This is a genomic window from Cryptosporangium arvum DSM 44712 (assembly GCF_000585375.1).
Classification (GTDB): domain Bacteria; phylum Actinomycetota; class Actinomycetes; order Mycobacteriales; family Cryptosporangiaceae; genus Cryptosporangium; species Cryptosporangium arvum.
In genome coordinates, this window is record NZ_KK073874.1 from 1,092,135 (window position 1) to 1,116,279 (window position 24,145).

Consider the following 24,145-nt stretch of genomic DNA (forward strand, 5'->3'; position numbering starts at 1 on the left):
TGGCCCGGTGCTGTCGCGTCGCCACCTGTGCAGTGGGGCCTGGAGTTCGCCGAAGACGGAGCGATGCTGACCGCGCGATTCCCCGATGTGCTGGTGGATGGGGACGCGTTGTTGAACGCAACGACATTTGTCGGCGTGCCGAGCGCCGTTGTCGAGGTGGTCGCCGACCACCACTCTCGCGGAGATGAACCGGAAGCGGCGGGAGTACCGCGAAGCGGGCGCCCCCGTCTTCTTGGAGGCGTATTTAACCGACTCGCTCGACGTCCACCTCGAATGGCAGGCCTTGGAGGACTCGCGCTGGGTCACCATCGCAGCAGCCGGAGCAAACACGGAACTACGAGTGGACGGACCCCGGCCCTTCTCCGTGGTGCCCAACGCGTTGCTGAGGCCCCAGTAGGGTTGCGCGTCATGACGCGTGAGTTCCGCAAGACGGCGGAGGCCGTCGTCGACGATCTGCTCGGGGGCGACCCGGTCGCGGCGTACTACGTCGGTGACCACCGCACCGATCACGAGCTCCCCGACTACTCGGCCGACGCGGTCGCCGAGCGGGTGCGGCGCCTGCGCGAGGACGCCGACGCGCTCGTCGAGATCGACCCCGACGACCTCGGCCCCGAGGACGCCGTCGACGTGCAACTGCTCGCGTCCGCCGTCGACGAGCGGCTGTTCGCGCTCACCGAGCTGCGCGAACACGAGTGGAACCCGCTCGTCCACAACCCGGGCGCGCTGCTCGACGGGCTGATCACCCGCGAGTTCGCCCCGCCGGCCGAACGCCTGGAGGCGCTCGTCGACCGGCTCCGCACGATCCCGGACGCACTGGCCACCGCCGAGAACGTCCTGCGTGACTGCCCGCGCATCCACGTCGAGACCGCGCTCGGCCAGCTCGAGGGCACGGCCGCGCTGATCACCGACGACGTGCCCCGGCTCGCCGCCGAGGTGCCCGGCTTCGACGTCACCGCACCGCGCACCGCCGCGCTGGCCGCGCTCGACCGGCACCGCGCCTGGCTCACCGACCACCTCGAGACCGCGGTCGGCGAGGCCCGGCTGGGGCGTCGCCGCTGGGAGGCCAAGCTCTGGCACGAGCTGGACTCGGAACTCACCGCGGGCGCGCTGCTCGACGCGGCCGAGAAGCGCTTGGCTGACGTCGGCGAACAGATCCGCGAAGCGGCGAAAGAACTGACCGGCACCGACGACGTGCGCGCCGCCCTCGACGCGCTGGCCGCCGACCGCCCGGACGACGCGACCGTGCTCGCCCGCGCCCAGGAGGGCCTCCGCGCGACGATCGAGTTCGTCCGGGAGCACGACCTGGTCTCGCTCACCGACGACGAATGCCGCGTCATCGAGATGCCGGAGTTCGCGCGGGGCGTGGCGATCGCCTACTGCGACGCCCCCGGCCCGCTGGAGACCGCGCCGCTGCCGACGTTCTACGCGATCGCGCCGACCCCGGCCGACTGGTCCGCCGACCGGCGCGACTCGTTCTACCGCGAGTACAACGACCACATGCTGCGCAACCTGACCGTGCACGAGGCCGTACCCGGGCACTTCCTGCAGCTCTCGCACGCCCGCCGGTTCCGGGCCGGCACCCGTGCCCGTGCGCTCTGCATGTCCGGCTCGTTCGTCGAGGGCTGGGCGGTCTACGCCGAGGAGATGATGGTCGACGCCGGCTTCGGCGGCCCGCAGGTGCGGATGCAGCAGCTCAAAATGCAGCTGCGCATGACGATCAACGCGCTGCTCGACCAGCTCGTGCACGCCGAGGGCCTGGCGGAGGCCGACGCGATGGCGCTGATGCTGGACAAGGGCTTCCAGGAGGAGCGCGAGGCGGCCGGGAAGTGGCGCCGGGCGCTGCTCACCGCGGGCCAGCTCTCCACGTACTTCGTCGGCTACACCGAGGTGAGCGCAGTCGCCGCGGCCCGCCCGTCGGACGTGCCGGTGAAAACCTGGCACGACCGCATGCTCGCCCACGGCTCTCCGTCCCCGCGCCACCTGAGGACGCTCCTCGACGTCTGAACCGTTCTAGGGCACCAGTGCGCGTGTCGGTTACCGGCCGCGACTACGCTGCGAGGGAAGAGCGCGGGCCACCGCCCGAACGCGAACGCCCCGACCTTGAGGAGCGATGCAGTGGCCACGATCGAGGCCGTCGCCGCCCGTGAAATTCTTGACTCGCGCGGTAACCCGACCGTCGAGGTCGAGGTCATCCTCGACGACGACACCGTCGCCCGCGCGGCCGTCCCGAGCGGCGCATCCACCGGTGCCTACGAGGCCGTCGAACTGCGTGACGGCGGCACGCGATACCTGGGCAAGGGTGTCGAGAAGGCCGTCCAGGCCGTCGACGACGAGATCGGCCCCGAGCTGCTCGGGTACGACGCCGCCGAGCAGCGGCTGATCGACCAGGCGATGATCGACCTGGACGGCACCGACAACAAGGGCCGCCTGGGCGCCAACGCGATCCTCGGCGTCTCGCTCGCCGTTGCGAAGGCGGCCGCCGACTCGGCGCAGCTGCCGCTGTTCCGCTACCTCGGTGGCCCGAACGCGCACACGCTGCCGGTGCCGATGCTGAACATCCTCAACGGTGGCGCGCACGCCGACTCGAACGTCGACATCCAGGAGTTCATGATCGCGCCGATCGGCGCCGGCTCCTTCAAGGAGGCGCTGCGCTGGGGGGCCGAGACCTACCACGCGCTCAAGAGCGTCCTGAAGTCGCAGGGGCTGGCCACCGGCCTCGGTGACGAGGGCGGTTTCGCGCCGAGCCTCTCCAGCAACCGCGCCGCGCTCGACCTGATCGCCACCGCGATCGACAAGGCCGGCTACACGCTGGGCACCGACATCGTGCTCGCGCTCGACGTCGCGGCGACCGAGTTCTACCGTGACGGCGCGTACGAGTTCGAGGGCGCCAAGAAGTCGTCGGCCGAACTGGCCGACTACTACACCGAGCTGGTGAACAACTACCCGATCGTCTCGATCGAGGACGGCCTGTCCGAGGACGACTGGGACGGGTGGAAGGCGCTCACCTCCGGTCTGGGCCAGCGCGTCCAGCTGGTCGGCGACGACCTGTACGTCACCAACCCGGAGCGGCTGGCCCGCGGCATCGCCGAGAAGGCCGGTAACGCGCTGCTGGTGAAGGTCAACCAGATCGGCACGCTCACCGAGACGTTCGACGCGGTCTCGCTCGCCCACCGGGCCGGCTTCAAGTGCATGCTGAGCCACCGCTCCGGTGAGACCGAGGACACCACGATCGCCGACCTCGCGGTGGCCACCGACGCCGGCCAGATCAAGACCGGTGCCCCGGCCCGCTCCGAGCGGATCGCCAAGTACAACCAGCTGCTCCGCATCGAGGAGGAGCTGGACGACGCGGCGACCTACGCCGGCACCACCGCCTTCCCCCGGTACACCCCGGCCTCCTGATGGCCGGTCCGCGCCGTACTCCCAGTGGCCAGCGTCCGTCCCGGGCCGGTGGCAACCGCCGCCCGTCGACGTCGTCGGCGGCCAGGAGTGCGGCGCGGAACTCCACCCCGCGGGGTACGACCCCGCACGGCGGGCGCGTCACCGGCCGGGTGCCCGGCAAGCAGCGTGACTACCCGGTCTCGTCGCTGCCGGCCCAGCGGCGGGGCGCGGGACGCAGCCCGGGCGCCGGTAGCCGCGAAGGGCGCAGGCCGGGCGTCCGCCGCACCGCGGCCTCCGCGACCGCGGCGCTCGACGGACGCCGGTTCGTCCGGCGTGGCGAAGGCCGGTTCACCGGCCGCGCGGCCGTGCTCGCGATCCTGTTCGCGGTGCTCGTGCTGACGCTCGCGTACCCGGTCCAGCAGTACCTCGCTCAGCGGTCGCAGATCGCGGAGGCCGAGCGCGCCCAGGCCCGCCAGAACGAGCGGATCGCGGCGCTACGCTCGGAGCTGGACGCGTGGAACGATCCCGAGTACGTCAAGGGTCAGGCCCGGTCGCGTCTGCAACTGACCCAACCAGGGGAGAAGCGGTACGTCGTGCAGGACCCGTCACGCGGTAACGGAGGCCCCACCTCCACCGAGCCGTCCGGTTCGCCGGTCAACGACCCGCGCTCCTGGTACGGGCGGCTCTGGGACAGCGTCGAGGCGGCCGACCAAAAGTGACAGGTCTGTCGGAAGCCGATCACGAGACGGTGGCGGCTCAGCTCGGGCGCGTCCCGCGCGGCGCGATCGGCGTCGCGCACCGCTGCCCGTGCGGCGCGCCGGACGTCGTCGAGACCGCGCCGCGGCTGCCCGACGGCACGCCGTTCCCGACCACGTTCTACCTGACCTGCCCCCGGCTGGCCGGGCTGCTGTCCACCGAGGAGTCCGGCGGGTTGATGCGCGACATGTCCGCGCGCCTCGAAGAGGACCCGGAGCTCGCCGCCCGCTACGAGACCGCCCATCAGGACTACCTGGAGCGCCGGCGCAAGCTCGGCGAGGTGCCGGAGATCGACGGGGTGACCGCGGGCGGCATGCCCACCCGGGTCAAGTGCCTGCACGCGCTGGCCGGTCACGCGCTGGCTGCCGGTCCGGGCGTCAACCCGTTCGGCGACGAGGCCGTCGAAGCCGTCGGCAACTGGTGGGAGCGGAACCCGTGCGGCGAACGATGAGGGTCGCGGCGATCGACTGCGGGACGAACTCGATCCGTCTGCTGGTGGCTGATCTCTCCGACGACACTCTGGTCGACGTCGTGCGCGAGATGACGATCGTGCGGCTCGGTCAGGGCGTGGACGAGACGGGCCGGCTCGCGCCCGAAGCGATCGAGCGCACCCGGGTGGCGCTCGCCGGCTACGCGTCGCAGATCCGGGAGCTCGGCGCCGAGCGCGTGCGCATGGTCGCCACCAGCGCGAGCCGCGACGCGTCGAACGCCGACGACTTCCGCGCGATGGTGCTCTCGACGCTGGGCCGCGCGCCCGAGGTGATCACCGGCGACGAGGAGGCGCGGCTGTCGTTCGACGGCGCCGTGCGTGGGCTGCGCAGCGGCGAGCCGCCGTATCTCGTCGTCGACATCGGTGGCGGTTCCACCGAGTTCGTGCTCGGCACCGACGGGGTGGACGCGGCCCGTTCGGTGGACATCGGCTGTGTGCGCCTCACCGAGCGCCACCTGCGCAGCGACCCGCCCACGGCGGCCGAGATCACGGCGACCGAGCGGGACGTCGTCGCGGCCGTCGACCTCGCCCGTGAGGTCGTGCCGGTGGAGAAGGCCAGGACGCTCGTCGGGCTCGCCGGATCGGTCACCACCGTGACCGCGCTCGCGCTCGGGCTCACCGGGTACGACCCGGCCGCGATCCACCACGCCCGGATCAGCCGTGACCAGGTCACCGAGGTGACCGACCGGCTGCTCACCCAGACCCGCGAGCAGCGCGCGGCCTACCCGGTCATGCACCCCGGCCGGGTGGACGTGATCGGCGCCGGCGCCCTGGTGCTGCGCGTGATCATGGACCAGGTCGGCGCGGACTCGGTCGTCGCCTCCGAGCACGACATCCTCGACGGCATCGCCTGGTCGCTGTCCTAGCCGGTCCGCCGCACGTCCGCCCGGAACTGCTCCTTGGGCTCGCCCTCGTCGCGGGTCCACCACCAGGAGTAGGTCAGGGAGCCGGGCTGCGGCGCGGTGATCACGATGCGGGCGGTCAGGCCCCCGTCGTACGCGGTGAAGATCCCGGGCTTGCTCTCGTTGAACGTCACCACGCCCGGTAGTTCCGTGCAGCACACGTGCAGGGCCTGCCGGCCGTCCTCGCTCGTCGTCAGGACCGAATGCTCGACGTGGTGCAGGCCGCGACGGTCCGACGTGGCCTCGTAGTCGATGACCACTCCGCGAGCCGAGACGACCGGCGTCACCACCAGCCGGGCCAGGAACGGCCCGGACTCCGCGCCGTCGCCGCGCCCGCGGTACAGCCCCGGGGCGGCGAGCAGATCGGCTAGCAGTGTGCTCATGCGCGCACGTTATCCGGTCGCCTCCAGCGGTCGAAAACAGGGATCAGCGCCCCTTCCGCATCGATTCAGGGAGGTTGATGTCGATTGTGACGTAGCGCCGGATCGGTTCCACGGGGTCCACTCGCGTGATTGGGTGACGCCAATCGAAGGGAGTCTGCCGTGGGTGAGAACGTAAGTTTTCGAACTGATGGCGGTACGGCGGACGGCTACCTAGCGCGGCCGGACAGCGAGAGCGGACCGGGCATTCTGGTGCTGCCCGCTTGGTGGGGTCTGGGCGGACAGATCAGGTCGGTAGCCGACCGTTTAGCCGGCGAAGGCTTCGTGGCCCTGGCGCCGGACGTCTACGGCGGCACGGTGGTGAGCGACGCCGACGAGGCGCAGAGACTCGCCGAGGATCTCTCCGCTGACCGGGTGGCGGCTGACCTGGTCGGAGCAGCCGGGTTCCTGGCCGGGGCGGTGGGCGGCACGATCGGCGCCGTCGGTTTCGGACTCGGTGGGTCGCTCGCGTTGTTCGCGGCCGGCCTGAGCGACGACGTGATCGCGGCCGGGGCGTTCTACCCCCTCGTGCCGTGGCAGCCGACGACGCCGAACTGGGCCGCCTTCGGGGGCACGACCGCGATCGTGCACGCCGCCGACGAGGACGCGTCCACCACCGGGCCGGAACTCGAGCTCGCGAAGAAAGCGGTCGAAGCGGCCGGGGGTGACCTGACGGTCCACGAGTACCCCGGCACCAAGCGCGGCTTCTACAACGACGACCGCCCGGACAGCTACGACCCCCACGCGGCCGCGACCGCGTGGGCCCGCACACTCGAGGTGTTCCGCCGCACGCCGTGAGCCTGGAACCGGGGGTGTGGGCCCCACACCCCCGGTTCGGCCATCGGCGAAGATGGAAGGATGGGCCGACCCGCATACCTCGATGCGGACGCACCGGTTGCCGCCGACGCGGCGCAGGTGCGCGAACTCGCCGCCGGGGCGCAGAACCTCGACGAGCTGGACGCAGGCGTAGCGCACTGCCGGGCGTGCGACCGCCTGGTCGAGTGGCGCGAGCGGGTCGCGGCCGAGAAACGGGCCGCGTTCGCCGACCAGACCTACTGGGGACGCCCGGCGCCCGGCTTCGGCCCTCCGGATGCCCGGATCCTGGTGCTGGGCCTGGCCCCGGCCGCCCACGGTGCGAACCGCACCGGGCGCGTGTTCACCGGCGACCGCTCGGGCGACTGGCTCTACGCCGCACTCCACCGCGCGGGCCTGGCCAACCAGCCGACGAGCGTCTCGGTCGACGACGGGCTGGAACTCCGCGACGTCCGGATCGCCGCCGCCGTGCGCTGCGCCCCACCGGCGAACAAGCCGACCCCGGTCGAGCGCGACACCTGTTCCCCCTGGCTGGTCCGCGAACTGCAGCTGATGGCGCCCACCCTCACGGTGATCGTCGCGCTCGGCGCGTTTGCCTGGACGTCGTTCTGGCCGGTGGTCGGGGCGCTCGGCGGAACAGCACCGCGACCCCGCCCCAGGTTCGGCCACGGAGCCGCCGTCGCGGTGCCGGGAACCGACGTCACGATGCTCGGCTGCTACCACGTCAGCCAGCAGAACACCTTCACGGGCGTGCTCACCGAGCCTATGCTCGATGGAATATTCGCCCAGGCCAAAGCATTGACACAGATGTGAGAATCCGGATCGGTTTGGACGGGTGACCGGCGGTCAAAACTGTGAACGGGGACATCGTTCGGGGCCGCTGAGGTGTCGGGCGGGACGTCACGGGTAGCCGGGCAAGTGTGTCGGCGGTCGCATCGCGCGACCGCGCAACGAATCGTTCAAGAGCCCGTGGTTACGCTTTTTACGAGTCGGGACCAGAGCGGGTCCGGAGCAAGCCTGACGGCGCCAGAACCGGCGCCGCCGCAAGCGCGGAAGGTGCAGAGGCATGAGCGCGGATCGACCGCACATCCTCGTCGTCGGTGGTGGGTACGTCGGTATGTACACGGCGTTGGAGCTGCAGAAGAAGGCGAAGAAGGCGCGGATCACCGTTGTCGATCCACAGCCTCACATGACCTATCAGCCGTTCCTCCCCGAGGCCGCCGCCGGCAACCTGGAGCCCCGCCACGTCGTGGCGCCGCTCCGCAAGACGCTGCGGCACGCCCACATCATCACCGGCTACGTCGACAGCGTGGACCACGCCCACAAGACGGCGCACATCACCCCGGTGGTGGGCAACCCGTACGAGCTGACGTACGACCACATCATTCTCGCGCCGGGCTCGGTCTCCCGGACGCTTCCCATCCCGGGCCTCAAGGAACACGCGGTCGGCTTCAAGACCATCGGTGAGGCCATCTACCTGCGTAACCAGGTGCTCGGTGAGCTCGACGCCGCCGACAGCACCGACGACCCGGAGCTGCGCAAGGCCGCCACCACGTTCACGTTCGTCGGCGGTGGCTACGCCGGTATCGAGGCGCTGGCCGAGCTCGAGGACATGGTCCGCGACGCGGTCAAGTACTACGAGACGCTCAGCCAGTCCGACATCCGGTTCGTGCTGGTCGAGGCGAGCCAGCGGATCCTGCCCGAGGTCGGCCCCGAGATGGGCGCCTACACCGTGCAGCGCCTCCTCGACCGCGGCATCGACATCCGGCTCAACACGTTCCTGCAGTCCTGCGAGGACGGGATCGTCAAGCTCTCCGACGGCGACGAGTTCCCGTCGCGGACCGTCGTCTGGACCGCCGGCGTCAAGGCGCACCCGATGCTGGCCAACACCGACCTGCCGCTGGACGAGCGCGGCCGGGTGACCTGCCTGCCGACGCTGCAGGTCGTCGACCCCGACGGCAACGTCGTCGAGGGCGCGTGGAGCGCCGGTGACTGCGCCGCGGTGCCCGACCTGAGTTCGGAGACCCCGGGCGCGACCTGCTCGCCGAGCGCGCAGCACGCGGTCCGTCAGGCCAAGCGGCTCGGTGCCAACCTCGGCATCCTGCTCAACGGTGGCCAGCCGGAGGACTACCGGCACAAGCACGTCGGTTCGGTGGCGAGCCTCGGCCTGTACAAGGGTGTCGCGCAGGTCTACGGCATCAAGACCAAGGGCTTCGCGGCCTGGTTCATGCACCGCTCGTACCACCTGAGCCGCGTGCCCACCTTCAACCGCAAGGTGCGGGTGCTCGCCGACTGGACGCTCGCGCTGTTCCTGCGCCGCGAGGTCGTCGCGCTCGGCCAGCTGCACGACCCGCGGGCCAGCTTCGAGCTGTTCGCGACGCCGACCCCGGCGGCCAGGCCCACCGCCACCCCGGCGGCGCCCGCCGGTGGCAAGGCCGGCGACGCCGAATCGGCCAAGCCCGCCGCGAAGCCGGCCGAGACCGCGAAGCCCGCCGAGACCGTCAAGCCCGCGCAGCCCACGGAGGCCGTCGAGGTGGCCGACGAAGCGCCGGAAAAGGCCCCGGTCGCCCGCTAGTAAACACCGGTAGATACGCGATGGTTGCAGAACGTCGCCCGGCTGGTTGCCGGGCGACGTTACCTGTTCACTTATGGCCGGACTGACCGATCCCACTTCTGGCAAAGCCGATACACCAGCGGGGTTCGCCCCCGTACGGTGATTGCCGAGTCCGGATGGTGGAATGGCAGACACGGCCGTCTTAAAAACGGCTGCTCGAAAGAGCGTGCGGGTTCGAGTCCCGCTCCGGGCACTGAATTACTTACCGGTGGAAGGGAAATGCCAGCGTCGCGCGGATGCTGGTGCCGGTCAGGAACATCACCAACCGGTCGACCCCCAGTCCTAGCCCGCCGGTCGGCGGCATCGCGTACTCCAGCGCGGTGAGGAAGGCCTCGTCGATCTGCATGGCCTCCGGGTCGCCCGCGGCCGCCTTGATCGACTGCGTGGTCAGGCGTTCGCGCTGGTCGATCGGGTCGACGAGCTCCGAGTACGCGGTCCCCAACTCGGCGCCGTACGCGACCAGGTCCCAGCGTTCGGCCAGCCGCGGATCGTCGCGGTGGGTACGGGTCAGCGGTGAGGTGTCGAGCGGGAAGTCGGTGTAGAACGTCGGGTACGTCGTGTTCTTCTCGACGAGCGCGTCATAGAGCGCGGCCGCGAGCTCGCCTGGCGTCGCGTCGGCCGGAGCGTTGACGCCGTGCTCCGCGCAGACGCGCCGGAAGTCCGCGAGCGGGGTGTCCGACGTCAGTCGCGCGCCGGTCGCCCGGCTGATCGCGTCGTGCACGGTGACCACCGGCCACGGTGCGGTCAGATCCACCGGGCCCTCGGGGCGCACCGCGACCGGTGAGCCGTGCACCGAGGTCGCGACGTCGAGGATGAGTTCGCGGGTCAGCTCACGCATGTCCGTGTAGTCGGCGTGGGCCTGGTAGGCCTCGAGCGCGGTGAACTCCGGATTGTGGGTCGCGTCGGCGCCTTCGTTGCGGAAGTTGCGGTTGAGCTCGAAGACCTTCGACATCCCGGCGACGCAGAGGCGCTTGAGGTAGAGCTCGGGCGCGATCCGCAGGTACAGGTCGGTGTCGTAGGCGTTGATGTGCGTGCGGAACGGCCGCGCCGTCGCCCCGCCGTGCACGGCCTGCAGCATCGGTGTCTCGACCTCGGTGAACCCGCGGGCGGCGAACCCGTCGCGCAGCGCGCGGACGGCGGTGCTGCGGTGCGTCAGCACGCGCATCGCGTCGTCGTTGACCAGCAGGTCGAGGTAGCGCTGACGCACCCTGGCCTCCGGGTCGGAGAACCCGGCGTGCGCGTCGGGCAGCGGCCGCAGGCACTTGGCCGCCATCGTCCAGTCCTCGGCCAGGACCGACAGCTCACCCCGGTCGGAGGTGACCACCTCGCCGGTGACGGCGACGTGGTCCCCGAGGTCGACGGTCTGCTTCCAGCGGCGGCGGACGCTTTCGGGCGTGCCGTCCGCGGTGAGCATCACCTGCAGCGTGACGCCGTCCTCCTGCAGGACGCCGAAGCTGACACCGCCCAGGTCACGCAGGGCACGCACCCGGCCGGTGACGCTCACCGGCGCACCGGTGCGTTCGCCCGGGGCCAGCCCGCCGTGCGCGGTCCTGACCTCGCTCAGCGACGTGGTTCGCGGCACCCGCACCGGATACGGGTCTTCGAGCTGTTCGGCTTTCGCGCGGCGGGCACGCTGCTGCTGGTTGAGGCGGTACTGCGGCCGGGCCGGGCGGAGCAGGTCCGCCTCCTGCCTGGTCACCTTCTCGGCGAAGCCGTCCTCGAGCATCCGCCCGCTCGGCGTCAGGGCGGGCAGGAAGCCCTCGGACATGCCGGCGGCGACCGCCGCGCGGGTCAGCGTCAGCGAGGAGTCGTAACAGACGAACCGCGGCAGCCAGGCCGGGAGGTACTTCGCGTTGGAGCGGTACAGCGACTCCAGCTGCCAGAACCGCGACGCGACCGACAGCACCGCGTCGGTCAGCCGGGTGACCGGGCCCGCGCCGACGCGGTCGGCGGAGCTGAACACCGAGCGGAACATCGCGAAGTTCAGCGAGATCCGGCTGACCGCCAGGCCCGGGCACGCCTCGATGAGCCCGGCGACCATGAACTCGTTGAGCCCGTTCTCGGCGTCCCGGTCCCGCCGCATCAGATCCAGCGACAGGCCCCGGGTGCCCCACGGCACGAACGACAGCAACCCGCGGACGTCGCCGTTCGCGTCGTGGGCGGTGACCAGGACGCAGCGGTCGTCGCTGGGGTCGCCGAACCGGCCGAGCGCCATCGAGAAGCCGCGCTCGGGGGCGTCGCCGCGCCACTCCTCCGCTTTCCGCTCGAGTACCGCCCACTCGTCGGGGCCGACCGCGTCGTGGCGGCGGGCCACGAGCGTGTACCCGGCCCGGCGGATCCGGGTGACGGCCTGCCGGACCGGGCGCATCGTGCGACCGTCGAGCGTGAAGTCCTCGACGTCGACGATCGCCTCGTCGCCGAGGCTCAGCGCCTTCAGCCCGGCGTCGACGTAGGCGCTCGCGCCGGCCTCGCTCGCCGAGAGCACCGCCGGGAACCAGCCGTGCCCGCGGGCGTCCGCGAGCCAGGCCTCGATCGCGGCGGGCCAGGACGACGGGTGCCCGATCGGATCGGCGCTGGCCAGGCTCACCGAGGCGACCACCCGGTAGGTGACCGCGGCCCGGCCGTCGGCGGAGAAGACGACCGCCTTGTCGCGGCGGGTGGCGAAGTAGCCCAGCGAGTCACGTTCGCCGCTCTCCAGCAGCAGCCGGCGTACCGCCAGTTCGTCGTCGGCGCCGAGGTACTGGGCGGCCCGGGCGGCCCGCAGGAACACCGCGACGGCGCCGAGCAGCGCCGACGCCGACAGGGTTCCGCCGAGCACCGCCACCCAGTGGTGGCCGAGGTGTCCGTTCAGGCCGGCCTGGTCACCGGCCGCGGTGACCCCGAACGCCGAGCGGGTGGCCCAGGTCAGGTGTTCGCGGGCGCCGCTCAGCGTGTGCGGGAACAGCTGGGTCAGCCAGACCGTGGTAGCCCAGGACGCGATCAGCCCGCCGGCCAGCACCGCGAGCGCCGCCCGCCGGGAGCCGGGGGCGAGCCGCGCCGGGAACGCGCGGCGCACGCGCAGCAGGGCGACGCCGAGCACGACGCCGACCGCGGCCGAGACGGCGGTGAGCACGACCTCGGTCCGGTCGAGGTCGAGATCGGTCGCGTCCAGATCCGACCAGTTCGCCGCCGCGATCGCGACGACCGGCAGCTGCAGGAGGCCTGCCGCCAGCTGGTAGGCGATCACCACGATCAGCGCGGACCGCAGGCGCCGCCGAAGTGCGCTGCCCAGCAGCAGCAGCGCCACGATCACGAACAGGTTGCGCGCCGTCGGCACGTTCAGCAGTTCGAACGCCGCGTCGATCCACTGCACCCAGGTGCGGTGGCGCAGCGGGAAGCTCACCACGAGCCACACCCCGGCGACCGTGACCACGCGCCCCGACCACGACGTCACGCGCTCGTTCATTTGCGGAAACTCCCACATGCCGCGGCGCGCCCCGGCGCGGGGGTCGGACCGGCCGGACTCGTCGGCGGAGACGTCGTCGGCCACGTGCGTGTTCTCGATGGCCCCGGCCAGCGCCCGGTCGGGCCCGAACCGAGGATTCGGCACCCGATTTCGGTACGTTCAGTAGTGGAGTCGTGCAACCGATTTCCGACGATCTCGCGGCCCGCACCCGCCTGCCGCTTGCGATTGCGACGGCGAACCTGGCAAGCGACTGAGAACTGGGGTAGCACACCCTGAGGTCGGGTGTTGCCCCGCGCTACGATTGAGGTCCCCGACCAGCGAGGTCGGCCTTTGACGTTGGCCGTCCAGGCCGAGGAGGCGTCGTGAAGAGCAGCAACCCCGTGCTGAGTAGGCTGGCTGACCGGTCAGCCCAGCACGCGACCTTCCACCGGGCACCGGCGCAGCAGCCCTACGGCGGCTACGGCGCCCCGGCTGGTTACCCTCAGTCACCGGAATACGCGCAGCAGTACGCCCCGCCGACCGCGGGACGGATGACCGTCGACGACGTCGTCGTCCGCACCGTGGCGATGCTCGCCGTCGTCGGTGTGTTCGGCGCGATCGGCTGGTTCGTGCTGCCGGACAGCATCTCGGTCGGCGTCGCCATCGCCGCCGCGATGGTCGGGCTCGTGCTGGGCCTGGTCATCTCGTTCATGGGCCTCACCAACCCGGCCCTGATCCTCACCTACGCGGCCGCCGAGGGCCTGTTCCTCGGGGTGATCAGCCAGTCGTTCGAGGCGCTCTACCCCGGCATCGTCATCCAGGCGGTGATCGGCACGTTCGGTGTCTTCTTCAGCATGGCCGCGCTCTACAAGTTCAAGATCATCCGGGTCACCCCGTTCTTCGCGAAGATGGTCATCGGCGCGCTGATCGGCGTCGTCGTGCTGATGCTGGCGAACTTCGTCGCGAGCCTGTTCATCGACGGTGGCTTCGGCCTGCGTGACGGTGGCGGCATCGCGATCATCTTCAGCCTGGTCTGCATCTGCATCGCCGCGCTGACGTTCGCCCTCGACTTCAAGCAGATCGAGGAGCTCTCGGCGGCCGGTGCCGACAAGAAGTACGCCTGGCTGTCGGCCTTCGGCATCGTCGTCGGTCTGATCTGGCTGTACCTGGAGATCCTGCGACTGCTGTCGTACTTCCGGGATTGATACCGGCCCAGGTCGATCGGTTCCGCCTCTCGGTGGGCCGGCTGACCACCCTGTTGTCGTACTGGACGCCGCCGCGGTTCTCCGCGGCGGCGTCGCCGTTGGTGGGCGACGCTGTGTCGGCGCTGTGCGCGACCTCTGGATCCGCTCTGGAGGAGGGCGTGAGCGTCGCCGAGCGGCTCCACGTCGTGGTACAGGTGCTGGCAGACCTCGGCGCCGACGCCGAGGGGCAGCCGCGCCGGGCGGTGCCGCGGATGGTCGAGCCCGGAACGCTCGTCGATCAGCTCACTGTGCTCGGCGACGACTACGTCGCCGCCGATCCCGACGTGGAGGAGCTCGACCGCGTGACGAGAGGTCTCGACGCCCTGCGGGCCGCCCTGTGAGGTTGCGGCTCGTCCTCGCGGTGGTGCTCGCCGCCGCCGCGGTCGTCCTCACCGGGCCGGGCGCCGCGAGCGCTGCGCCCGGACGCACGTTCCACTTGAGCCCGCTCGGTGACGACGCCGCCGACGGCCTCTCCGATGCCACCGCGTGGAGGACGCTCGCCCGGGCCAACCAGGAACGGTTACAGGCCGGCGACCAGCTGCTGCTCCAGGGCGGCGCGCAGTTCGACGGGCAGTTGCTGCTGATGCCCGAGGACGCCGGCGTCACGATCGGCACCTACGGCACCGGCCGGGCCACGATCAAGGCAGGCAACCTCGAGGCGATAAAGGTCTACGACGCCGGCGGCATCACGATCCGCGGCCTGGACGTCGTCGGCGACGCCACCACGTACGACGCGTGGAGCGGCATCCTGTTCTACGCCGACGACAAGGTGGCGACCCGCCCCTCCGGCATCCTGATCAGCGACGTCGACGTCAGCGGCTTCCAGATCGGTATCGCGTTCGCCGGCGCGGCACCCGGCCGAGGCTTCCAGGACGTCACGATCGCCGACACGCGGGTGCACGGCAACCGGGACGAGGGCCTGCTCACCTACGGCCCGGAGTTCGACGCCACGAACCCGTCCTACGCCCACCGGAACGTGCGGGTCCAGCGTGTCGCCGCGTACGACAACGCAGGCAACCCGCGGAACACGACCACGCACAGCGGTAGCGGCATCGTGCTCGGCTCGGTGGACACCGGGGTGATCGAGGAGTCGTCCGCGTACGCCAACGGTGCGTCGAGCGCCTCGTCGAGCGAGGGCCCCGTCGGTATCTGGGCCTACGACTCGACCGGCGTGACGATCCAGCGCAACCTGGCCTACCGCAACCGCACCGGCACCACCGCCGACGGCGGAGGGTTCGACCTCGACCAGAACACGTCGAATTCCACGCTGCAGTACAACCTGTCGTACGAGAACGACGGGCCCGGTCTGCTGGTCTTCACCGCCCGGGACAACACCGCCCACCGCGCGAACACGGTGCGGTTCAACGTCAGCGTGAACGACGTGCGCGGCAACGGCTGGTACGGCGCTCTGACGGTCGCGGGCCGCGTCGCCGACACCGCGATCTACCACAACACGATCGTCGCCAGGCCCGGCGGCGGTTCGCACCGCCCGGCGGCGGTGAAGCTGATGGACGGGCTGACCGGCGTCACGCTGCGGAACAACCTCCTGCTCTCGCAGAGCGGCGGGGCCGCGCTCAGCGCGCCCGACTTCACCACCGAGCAGGTGCTGCTGCGGGGCAACGCGTACTTCCGCGCCGGGGGAGGGGCCACGTTCGAGTGGGGCGGCGCCGAGTACCGGTCGCTCGCGGACTGGCGGAAAGCCACCGGCGAGGAGAAGTACGACACCGGTCTCGACGTCGACCCGAAGCTGCAGGACGCGTCGGCGACCCCACGGGTCACCGACCCGGCGCGGATCACCGACGTGGCCCAGTTCGCGCTGGCCGGCGACTCGCCGGCCGCAGGGGTCGGGGAGAACCTGGACCTCGCCGACGACACCGTCGACTACTTCGGCGCGGTCCTCGCCGACCGGCCGGTGAGCATCGGTGCGGCCCAACCGGCCTCCGTGCCGTCACCGGCCCGTCCGGCCGCCGACCGCGGCCGGCTCTGGGCCGTGGCGTTCACGCTGCTGACGCTCGTCGGGCTGACCGTGCTGACCGCGGTGGTCCGGCGCCGCCGCCGTCCACCGCCACCGGTGGCGCCGGAGACGATCCGCGTACCGTCGTCGCGAGTGGACTGAGGCCCGGCGGGTCGTCAGAGGGAGCGGCCAAGCGCCCGGACGTCCCAGCCGGCTTCCTGCCACGCCGGCAGATCGAGTGCGTTCCGGGCGTCGACGAGCGCCGGGGCGGCCACCACCTCACGAACCGCGGCCGGGTCGAGCTCCCGGTACTCGGCCCACTCGGTGGCGAGCACGACCACGTGAGCGCCCTCGCACGCTTTCTGCGCCTTCGGTGAGTAGTCCAGGTCGGGGTACACGGCCCGTGCGTTGTCGATGCCCTGCGGGTCGTGCACGGTCACCTGCGCACCCTCGGCCCGGATCGCGTTCGCCACCGCCAACGCGGGCGAGTCCCGGATGTCGTCGCTGTCGGGCTTGAACGTGGCCCCGAGCACGGTGACCGACGTCCCGGCGAACGAACCGCCGACCAGCTCGCGGGCCAGGTCGACCGCCCGCGTGCGCCGGCGTCCGTTGATCTCGTCGACCTCGTGCAGGAACCGCACGGAATCGGCGAGGCCCAGTTCGGCGGCCCGGTGCCGGAACGCCCGGATGTCCTTCGGCAGGCAGCCGCCCCCGAACCCGACGCCGGCCCGCAGGAACCGGTCGCCGATCCGTGCGTCGTACCCGATCGCGCCGGCCAGCGTGGTGACGTCGGCGCCGGCGGCCTCGCAGATCTCCGCCATCGCGTTGATGAACGAGATCTTCGTGGCCAGGAACGAGTTCGCGGCCACCTTCACGAGCTCCGCGGTCGCCGGGTCGGTGCTCACCCACGGCGTGCCCGCGGCCAGGATCGGCGCGTACACCGCGCGCAGCACGTCCTCGTCGGCCGCGGACGTCACGCCGACCACCAGCCGGTCCGGCCGCAGCGTGTCCTCCACCGCGAAGCCCTCGCGCAGGAACTCCGGGTTCCAGGCCAGCGCCGGGACGGAATCGGCCAGCCGCGCGGCCGTCCCCACCGGCACCGTCGACTTCCCGACGACGAGCGCCCCCGGGCGCAGGTGCGGCGCGAGGCCGCCGACCACGGCGTCCACGTACCGCAGATCGGCCGCGTGCGACCCGGGCCGCTGCGGCGTCCCCACGCAGACGAAGTGGACGTCGCCGAACGCGCCGGCCTCGGCGAGCGACGTGCCGAAACGCAGCCGCCCGTTCTCCAGGTTCCGTTTGAGCACCTCGGGGAAGCCGGGCTCGAAGAACGGCGCCCGGCCCTCGGCCAGCGCCGCGATCTTCGCTTCGTCGACGTCGACACCGAGGACGTCGTGCCCGATCTCGGCCATGCACGCGGCGTGGACCGCGCCCAGGTAACCGGTGCCGATGACGGTCAGGCGCATCAGGCACTCTCCAGCGCGAGGGTCTCGTAGCCGTACGGGTTCAGCCGTTGGAACTCCCAGGCGTCACGCACCATCGCGTGCAGGTCACGGGTCGTGCGCCAGCCCCACGCGCCGGCCACCTTCGACGGGTCGGCGATCAGTCGGGGCACGTCCCCCGACCGCCGCTCGACGATCCGATGAGGGATCGACACGCCGCAGGCGTCCTCGAACGCCCGCACCAGCCCGAGCACCGAGGTGCCGACGCCGGTGCCGAGGTTGAAGACCTCGAAGCCGGCGCCGAGCTTCTCCAGGGCGACCCGGTGGCCGTCGGCGACGTCCATCACGTGGATGTAGTCGCGGACGCACGTGCCGTCCTCGGTCGCGTAGTCGGCGCCGAAGACCTGCAGCTCGGGGCGGCGTCCGATCGCGACCTGCATCATGTACGGCATCACGTTGTTGGGTACGCCGGTCGGGTCCTCGCCGAGCAGGCCGGACGAGTGCGCGCCCACCGGGTTGAAGTAGCGCAGCGCGACCGCGTCGAGCTGCGGGTACCGGCGGCAGGCGTCGGCGATGATGTTCTCGCAGAACCACTTCGAGCGCGCGTACGGGTTGGTCGGCGCGGCCGGCTCGGCTTCGCCGAGCGGAACGGTCTCGGTCTGCCCGTAGATCGAACAGCTCGACGAGAACACCAGCCGGCCGACGCCGTGCGTCAGCATCGTGCGCAGCAGCGCCGTCGTCGCGCTGACGTTGATGTCGTAGTACTCCAGCGGGATGTCGACGGATTCGCCGACCGCCTTCTTGGCGGCGAAGTGGATCACCGCGTCGATCTCGTGGTGTCGGAACACCCACTCGAGCAGCGACTCGTCGCGCAGGTCGCCCTCGTAGAGCGCGCCGACCGGGCGGCCGGCGGCCTCCTCGACGCGGGTCAGCGCGGCGGGTGCGCTGTTCGAGAAGTCGTCGACGACGATGACTTCGTGGCCGTGTTCGAGCAGCTCCACGCAGGTGTGGCTGCCGATGAAACCGGCTCCGCCGGTCACGAGAACGGTCATAGGAGGTCCTTCAAGCGGATCAAGTCGTCGAGTTGGAGCAGGGTGCGGAGGAATTCGAAAGGGTAGTTGGCGACCGCGAGCGCGAACGGGATCACGACCAGCAGCGCCAGCGTGAACGGCAGCGGCACGGTCTTGCCGAACGCCGCGAAGAAGCCGACCCGGGCGTTGCGTGCGGCTTCCCGCGCGTGCAGCCACGGCACCGCGAGTCCGACGAGCGTGTAGGCGTTCGCCGCGATCAGCGTCAGCAGCAGGTAACCGCCGGAGCGGGTGTGCAGGACGAGCTCACCGACCAGCGCGGTGCCGGACAGCACCAGGCTGATCAGGAAGTACGGCATCATCAGGCCCGTCGGCAGCTTCTCGAAGCCGTCGCTGCCCTTGGGCGTCACCCGGAAGTTGATCGGGCGCGGCCGGACGCGCTGCACGGCGGCCGCGAGCACGCCACGCAGGTTCAGCGGCCAGCGGGTCAGCATGTACAGCCAGTCCTCCCAGCTGACGATCGGCGCGCGGTTCGGGCGCCGCACCCCGCCGCCGCGCAGCAGGTAGACCACACCGATCAGCCAGATGTTCACCGCGCCCCAGCGCACCAGGAACTCCAGGTACGGCACGTCGACCCACTGCAGACCGGTGAGGACGGCGAACGGGGCGAGGAAGAGGCCGGCGGCGGTCGTCAGCGTCAGCAGCGGGTAGTACAGCAGTGCGTGCAGGAACCGCAGCCGTAACGACCAGGGCATCCGGCGCAGGTGCCTGGTCATGCTCAGCGCGACCGTGGTGAGGCTGCGCGACCACTGGAATTCCTGGGTGAGCATCGCGGCGAACGTCGGCGGGCCCTCGCCGTGCGCGTCGGCGTCGAGCGCGAACGCGCCCTGCCACCCGGCCGAGCTCAGCAGGTACGTGGTCGTGAAGTCCTCGGCCAGCTCGGGGCCGACGCCGCCGATGTCACGCAGCGCCCGCGTCCGCACGGCGTAGTGGGAGCCGATGCACGACGGTGCGTAACCGACGTTGCAACCGGCCTGGTACGGGCCGTGGAAGCTGGATTCGCGGTAGAGCCGGCCACGCGCCGACCAGGACGCGGTCGCGTTGGTGTCGCAGACGCTCGGCGCGGCGACGTAGCCGATCGAGTCGTCGGCGAACGGACGCACCATCTCGCGCAGATAGGTCGGCCCGGGGACGTGGTCGCAGTCCAGCTGACTGACGACGTCGTACTCGCGGTAGCCGTAGTGGTCGTAGAAGTACGCGAGGTTGCCTTCCTTGCACTTCTTGCGCCGGGGCCAGGTGTCACGCTGGTACTCGAGCTGCCCCCGCCGGGTGGAGACGCGGACGCCGTGGCGACGGCACCAGTCGAGCGTCTCGTCCCCGGGGTCCTCGTCGCAGATCCAGACGTCGTACCGGAACGGGAAGTCCTGCCGGAGCATCGCCTCGAGCGTGGTCCGGGCCGTCTCCCAGGGCTCGGACGGCGCTTTCGTGACGCAGAACGCGACCCGGAGGTAGGGCACCGGCAGCTGCGGGTTGACCGTGGTGATCTTGTTGAACCGCAGGATCGGCAGGATCGGGTAGAGCGACAGGTAGCCGAGCAGCACGCTGTTGATCAGCAGCCCGGCCCAGCCGTGACGATGTTCGGGGCGCAGCCACCACACCCAGAAGAACACCATCGTGACCAGCCAGCCCGCGGTCAGGAAGTGGATCAGGTAGCGGCGGCCCGGCCGCATCGCCGGGACGAACGTGTCCGGGAGCAGCGCGTGGCGGCGCACCCGCCGGGCCCGCATCGCCGGTCCGCTGGCCGGTGCGCTGAGCACCTTGCCGCCGGAGAGCTGGTGGATCGTCTGGTTCAGGTCCTGGCCGACGAACCCGACGCCGATCGGAGCCGTGTCGTACGGGCCGTAGCCGGCGTCGTCCCAGCCGAGGTCCATCAGCATCGTCGCGTCGGCGCCGTCCCAGCCCGCGGCGGCGGCGATGGCGTCCGATGCCTGCCAAACCGGTTCTTTTGCGCCCGTATTCGAGGAGTGCAGAGTGGGCGGAATCACCATTACTCCCACCATGACGACGCCATTACTGAATGAACCCGATACGCAGCACTGCGTCGCTTGGAATAGGCGAGTGGATTCGCGGACGGGCGTTAACTTAAGCGGAGACGAGAAATTGGTCAAGCGGACAATATGTGCACATGGGTCATTCTCTGCACCTTTACGCTGGGGAAACGTCACTCGTTTCGGGGAGGTTCCGCGTTCATGGACGATTCATAGAAATAGTTGTTAACGAGTTTCTAAATGGCTGATGCCGCATCGGCGGAAAGGGTGAGTTGGGTATTTCGTAGTTAGCTCTGTACAGTGTCGACGTCGTTCGTCCCAACGTCGGGAACGGCAGGAACCAGTTCCCTGGGGGATGACATGCGCGTGGTGGTGACCGGTGGTGCCGGTTTTCTCGGCTCCCATCTCGCGGCGGCGCTGCTCGCGCGCGGCGACCAGGTGGTGTGCCTGGACAACTTCTCCACCGGCCGCCTGGAGAACGTCGAGCCGTTCCTCGCCGATCCGGCGTTCGCGCTCGTCGAGACCGACGTCAGCGAGGGGATCGACGTCCCGGGAACGGTCGATGCGGTCGCGCACCTGGCCAGCCCGGCGTCGCCGCCGGACTACCACCGGATGCCGCTGGAGACGCTCGCGGTGGGTAGCCGCGGCACCGAGCACGCACTGCGGCTCGCGGCGCGGGACCGAGCCCGGTTCGTCCTGGCGTCGACGAGCGAGGTGTACGGGGACCCGGTCGTGCACCCGCAGCGCGAGGAGTACTGGGGCAACGTCAACCCGGTCGGCCCGCGCAGCGTCTACGACGAGGCCAAGCGGTTCGCCGAGGCGGTGTCGATGGCCTACCGGCGCACGTACGACCTCAACGTCGGCATCGTGCGGATCTTCAACACCTACGGGCCGCGGATGCGTCCGCAGGACGGCCGTGTGGTCACCAGTTTCATCACGCAGGCGCTGGTGGGGGACCCGCTGACGATCTACGGCGACGGTGAGCAGACCCGCAGCTTCTGCTACGTCGACGACCTGATCGCCGGGATTGTGGCGATGATCGACGGCTCGGAGAGCGGGCCGGTGAACCTCGGCAACCCGGTGGAGTGGACGGTGACGCGGCTCGCGTCGGCCGTGCTGGCGCTCACCGGTTCGTCGTCGGAGATCGAGTACCACCCGCTGCCCACCGACGACCCGACCCGCCGCCGGCCCGACATCACGCTGGCCCGGCAGCTGCTCGGCTGGGAGCCCCGGGTGCCGGTCGAGGAGGGCCTCCGGCGCACGATCGAATGGTTCCGCTCCCGCCCCGAGGAGTTACTGGCCGCCGCGCCCGCGCTGACCGGTGCCCAGCCCGGTGGCATCGAGGCCCTCACCCCCTGAGCGCCCGGCGCGGCCGGGTGCGGGTGCGTCCCGGTTGGTCGCGACCCCGCTCCGGAAGAAGCCGAGCAAGCGGTGCGCCTGGTCGGCGTCCGTGCTGGAGCGGGCTATCCCGCCGGCCGCCGCCACCAGATCGGCCGGCGTGAGGTCGGCGCGCATCTCGCCGCTGCGCTGGGCCCGTTCGAGCAGCTGTGTCATGGTCTCGCGCAGGCGCCGGTGCCACTCGTCGAACAGTTCGGTCCGACGCTCGGCCGGTGCCGCTTCGGCCAGGGCCCGTTGGGACGCCACGTGCCCCACGTAGGCCTCGAGCCACGTGAAGAGCGCGTCACCCGGCGAGGCGTGGTCGAGGTCGGCGGCGTCGCAGAGCGCGGTGAGCTCGCCCGCGTACACCGCCACCAGCAGGTCGCCGCGGGTCGGGAAGTGCCGGTAGAGCGTCGCGTTCGCCACCCCGGCGCGCCGGGCGACCTCGTCGAGCACGACGTCCGGCCCGGCCTCCGTCACCAGCGCTCGCGCCGCGGCCACCAGCAGCCCGACGTTCCGCGCGGCATCGGCACGCATTGCTCTCCTAGCGATCCGGGGAGTTCCCCGTCTACTCTAACCGGGGAACTCCCCGATTAGGAGCGAGATGACTCTCACCCTCGAAGACCGACTGGCGATCACCGATCTGGTGAACCGGCACGGGCACCTCACCGACGCCGGGGACTTCGACGCCTACCGCGAACTGTTCACCGAGGACGTCGTGTACGACGTGAGCGACCTGGGCTTCGGAGCGATCGAAGGGCTCGCGGCCACCCGCGCGGCGGCCGAGGCGCTCGGCGAGCACAACCCGCTGGCGCATCACGTCACGAACGTCGTGGTCACCGCGGTGGGCGACGGCGCGCGGGCGCTCTCGAAGGGGTTCGGGCTGATGACGAGCGGCGCGGTCGGCAGCGTCACCTACGACGACGTCGTCGTGCGCACCGACCGGGGGTGGCGGATCTCCCGCCGGACCGTGAAGGCCCGGCGGGAGCCGCTGACGGGCTAGCTCAGGCGCTCGAGCACCAGGGCCATGCCCTGGCCGCCGCCGACGCACATCGTCTCCAGGCCGAACTGCTTGTCGTGGGCCTGCAGGTTGTTGAGCAGCGTGGTGGTGATGCGGGCACCGGTCATGCCGAACGGGTGCCCCAGCGCGATCGCGCCGCCGCTCACGTTGAGCTTGTCCAGGTCGATGCCCAGGTCCTGGTACGACGGGATCACCTGGGCCGCGAACGCCTCGTTGATCTCGACCAGGTCGATGTCGGAGATCGCGAGCCCGGCCCGGGAGAGCGCCTGCTTCGACGCCTCGACCGGCCCGTATCCCATGATCTCGGGGGACAGGCCCGTGACACCTGTCGACACGATCCGCGCGAGCGGCGTGAGGCCGAGCTCGCGAGCGCGGGCGCCGCTGACGATGACCACCGCGGCGGCCCCGTCGTTCAGCGGGCACGCGTTGCCCGCCGTGACCGTGCCGTCGGGCCGGAACACCGGCTTGAGCCCGGCCACCTTCTCGTAGGTGGTGCCGGCGCGCGGGCCGTCGTCCGTGCTCACGACCGTTCCGTCGGGCAGCGTGATCGGCGTGATCTCCCGCGCGAAGTGGCCGTTCGCGATCGCCTTCTCGGCCAGGTTCTGCGACCGCACCGCGAACTCGTCCTGCTCGCGGCGGGAGACGCCCTTGAGCTGCGCGAGGTTCTCGGCGGTCTGGCCCATCGCGATGTAGACGTCGGGCAGCGTGTCGTCGTTGCGCGGGTCGTGCCAGGTGACGCCGCCGGCGGCCGAGTCGTCGGTGCGCTTGCGGGCGTCGAGGAAGAGCGGGTTGGTGGTGTCGGGCAGACCGTCCGAGCTGCCCTTCACGAACCGGGACACGGTCTCCACGCCGGCCGAGATGAACGCGTCACCCTCGCCGGCCTTGATCGCGTGGAACGCCATCCGGGTGCTCTGCACGGACGAGGAGCAGTACCGGGTGACGGTGGTGCCGGGCAGCGTGTCGTAGCCCAGCAGGATCGCGACGACCCGGGCCATGTTGTAGCCCTGCTCCCCGCCGGGCAGGCCGCACCCGAGGATCAGGTCGTCGATCGTCGTGGGGTCGAGCGACGGCACCTTGTCGAGCGCGGCGCGGACGATCGTCGCCGCCAAGTCGTCCGGGCGGACGTCTTTCAGCGACCCCTTCATCGCTCGTCCGATCGGTGACCGCGCGGTGGCGACGATGACGGCGTCGCGGTCGGCGAACTCAGGCACGGTGCCCTCCCAGGCTTCGGTGAC

The 24,145-nt window shown here is 71.0% G+C and carries 20 protein-coding genes and 1 tRNA gene; 14 read left to right on the top strand and 7 right to left on the bottom strand.

Annotation, left to right across the window (positions count from 1 at the left end; genetic code table 11):
- Positions 1-408: 408 nt before the first annotated feature.
- The 5 genes from CRYAR_RS04975 (at position 409) to CRYAR_RS04995 (ending at position 5,490) form a co-directional block, all read left to right on the top strand.
- Entirely contained in the window at positions 409-2,004 is a 1,596-nt protein-coding gene (locus CRYAR_RS04975; protein WP_035848723.1) for a DUF885 domain-containing protein, read from the top strand.
- 111 nt (positions 2,005-2,115) lie between these two features.
- A complete protein-coding gene (gene eno / locus CRYAR_RS04980; RefSeq protein WP_035848724.1) occupies positions 2,116-3,399 on the top strand; it encodes a phosphopyruvate hydratase in 1,284 nt (427 codons plus the stop codon).
- On the top strand, positions 3,399-4,097 hold the full coding sequence (locus tag CRYAR_RS04985) for an FtsB family cell division protein (RefSeq protein WP_084700080.1): 699 nt from the start codon (positions 3,399-3,401) through the stop codon (positions 4,095-4,097). The genes eno and CRYAR_RS04985 overlap by 1 nt, the downstream gene beginning before the upstream one ends.
- On the top strand, positions 4,094-4,585 hold the full coding sequence (locus CRYAR_RS04990; protein WP_035848726.1) for a DUF501 domain-containing protein: 492 nt from the start codon (positions 4,094-4,096) through the stop codon (positions 4,583-4,585). Before CRYAR_RS04985 ends, CRYAR_RS04990 begins: the two co-directional genes overlap by 4 nt.
- A complete protein-coding gene (locus CRYAR_RS04995) occupies positions 4,582-5,490 on the top strand; it encodes a Ppx/GppA phosphatase family protein (RefSeq protein WP_035848728.1) in 909 nt (302 codons plus the stop codon). Before CRYAR_RS04990 ends, CRYAR_RS04995 begins: the two co-directional genes overlap by 4 nt.
- On the opposite strand, the gene CRYAR_RS05000 is transcribed toward CRYAR_RS04995, so the two are convergent.
- Positions 5,487-5,909 carry a hypothetical protein gene (locus CRYAR_RS05000; protein ID WP_035848729.1) on the bottom strand — a complete coding sequence of 141 codons (423 nt, stop codon included), beginning with the start codon at positions 5,907-5,909 and terminating at the stop codon, positions 5,487-5,489. The two genes, CRYAR_RS04995 and CRYAR_RS05000, sit on opposite strands and share 4 nt — an antisense overlap.
- A gap of 159 nt (positions 5,910-6,068) precedes the next feature.
- Between CRYAR_RS05000 and CRYAR_RS05005 the strand changes: the two genes are divergently transcribed.
- The 4 genes from CRYAR_RS05005 to CRYAR_RS05020 all read left to right on the top strand — a co-directional run bounded on the left by CRYAR_RS05005 (position 6,069) and on the right by CRYAR_RS05020 (position 9,565).
- A complete protein-coding gene (locus CRYAR_RS05005) occupies positions 6,069-6,743 on the top strand; it encodes a dienelactone hydrolase family protein (RefSeq protein WP_035848730.1) in 675 nt (224 codons plus the stop codon).
- A 60-nt stretch (positions 6,744-6,803) separates the two neighbouring features.
- Positions 6,804-7,571 carry a uracil-DNA glycosylase gene (locus CRYAR_RS05010; RefSeq protein ID WP_084700082.1) on the top strand — a complete coding sequence of 256 codons (768 nt, stop codon included), beginning with the start codon at positions 6,804-6,806 and terminating at the stop codon, positions 7,569-7,571.
- 253 nt (positions 7,572-7,824) lie between these two features.
- Positions 7,825-9,333, top strand: coding sequence for an NAD(P)/FAD-dependent oxidoreductase (locus CRYAR_RS05015; protein WP_063725660.1), 1,509 nt, complete (start codon positions 7,825-7,827; stop codon positions 9,331-9,333).
- Between the two features lie 149 nt (positions 9,334-9,482).
- Positions 9,483-9,565 (top strand) — tRNA-Leu (locus CRYAR_RS05020).
- A 9-nt stretch (positions 9,566-9,574) separates the two neighbouring features.
- Here CRYAR_RS05020 and lysX read toward each other — a convergent pair.
- Entirely contained in the window at positions 9,575-12,835 is a 3,261-nt protein-coding gene (gene lysX / locus CRYAR_RS05025) for a bifunctional lysylphosphatidylglycerol synthetase/lysine--tRNA ligase LysX (protein WP_035860728.1), read from the bottom strand.
- Positions 12,836-13,179: 344 nt separating this feature from the next.
- Here lysX and CRYAR_RS05030 point away from each other — a divergent pair, with 344 nt between their 5' ends.
- From CRYAR_RS05030 to CRYAR_RS05040, 3 genes are read left to right on the top strand one after another with little or no spacing between them, the layout of a single operon-like run.
- Positions 13,180-14,001 (top strand): Bax inhibitor-1/YccA family protein, encoded by an 822-nt coding sequence (locus tag CRYAR_RS05030; RefSeq protein WP_035848733.1) that lies wholly within the window; start codon positions 13,180-13,182, stop codon positions 13,999-14,001.
- A gap of 32 nt (positions 14,002-14,033) precedes the next feature.
- A complete protein-coding gene (locus CRYAR_RS42725; RefSeq protein WP_051569766.1) occupies positions 14,034-14,381 on the top strand; it encodes a hypothetical protein in 348 nt (115 codons plus the stop codon).
- A 2-nt stretch (positions 14,382-14,383) separates the two neighbouring features.
- Positions 14,384-16,156, top strand: coding sequence for a right-handed parallel beta-helix repeat-containing protein (locus CRYAR_RS05040; RefSeq protein WP_051569767.1), 1,773 nt, complete (start codon positions 14,384-14,386; stop codon positions 16,154-16,156).
- A gap of 14 nt (positions 16,157-16,170) precedes the next feature.
- On the opposite strand, the gene CRYAR_RS05045 is transcribed toward CRYAR_RS05040, so the two are convergent.
- The 3 genes from CRYAR_RS05045 to CRYAR_RS05055 are packed head-to-tail and all read right to left on the bottom strand — an operon-like array spanning position 16,171 to position 20,512.
- Entirely contained in the window at positions 16,171-17,460 is a 1,290-nt protein-coding gene (locus CRYAR_RS05045) for a UDP-glucose dehydrogenase family protein (RefSeq protein ID WP_035848734.1), read from the bottom strand.
- A complete protein-coding gene (galE, locus tag CRYAR_RS05050; protein WP_035848735.1) occupies positions 17,460-18,488 on the bottom strand; it encodes a UDP-glucose 4-epimerase GalE in 1,029 nt (342 codons plus the stop codon). The genes CRYAR_RS05045 and galE overlap by 1 nt, the downstream gene beginning before the upstream one ends.
- A complete protein-coding gene (locus CRYAR_RS05055; protein ID WP_169744996.1) occupies positions 18,485-20,512 on the bottom strand; it encodes a glycosyltransferase family 2 protein in 2,028 nt (675 codons plus the stop codon). The genes galE and CRYAR_RS05055 overlap by 4 nt, the downstream gene beginning before the upstream one ends.
- A 360-nt stretch (positions 20,513-20,872) precedes the next feature.
- Between CRYAR_RS05055 and CRYAR_RS05060 the strand changes: the two genes are divergently transcribed.
- On the top strand, positions 20,873-21,871 hold the full coding sequence (locus CRYAR_RS05060; RefSeq protein WP_084700084.1) for a UDP-glucuronic acid decarboxylase family protein: 999 nt from the start codon (positions 20,873-20,875) through the stop codon (positions 21,869-21,871).
- Here the strand turns inward: CRYAR_RS05060 and CRYAR_RS05065 are convergent.
- On the bottom strand, positions 21,806-22,426 hold the full coding sequence (locus CRYAR_RS05065) for a TetR/AcrR family transcriptional regulator (protein WP_063725661.1): 621 nt from the start codon (positions 22,424-22,426) through the stop codon (positions 21,806-21,808). The genes CRYAR_RS05060 and CRYAR_RS05065 overlap by 66 nt on opposite strands.
- Positions 22,427-22,493: 67 nt before the next feature.
- Between CRYAR_RS05065 and CRYAR_RS05070 the strand changes: the two genes are divergently transcribed.
- Positions 22,494-22,892 (top strand): nuclear transport factor 2 family protein, encoded by a 399-nt coding sequence (locus CRYAR_RS05070; protein WP_035848739.1) that lies wholly within the window; start codon positions 22,494-22,496, stop codon positions 22,890-22,892.
- On the opposite strand, the gene CRYAR_RS05075 is transcribed toward CRYAR_RS05070, so the two are convergent.
- Positions 22,889-24,121 carry an acetyl-CoA C-acetyltransferase gene (locus tag CRYAR_RS05075; RefSeq protein ID WP_035848741.1) on the bottom strand — a complete coding sequence of 411 codons (1,233 nt, stop codon included), beginning with the start codon at positions 24,119-24,121 and terminating at the stop codon, positions 22,889-22,891. The two genes, CRYAR_RS05070 and CRYAR_RS05075, sit on opposite strands and share 4 nt — an antisense overlap.
- Between the last annotated feature and the right edge of the window lie 24 nt (positions 24,122-24,145).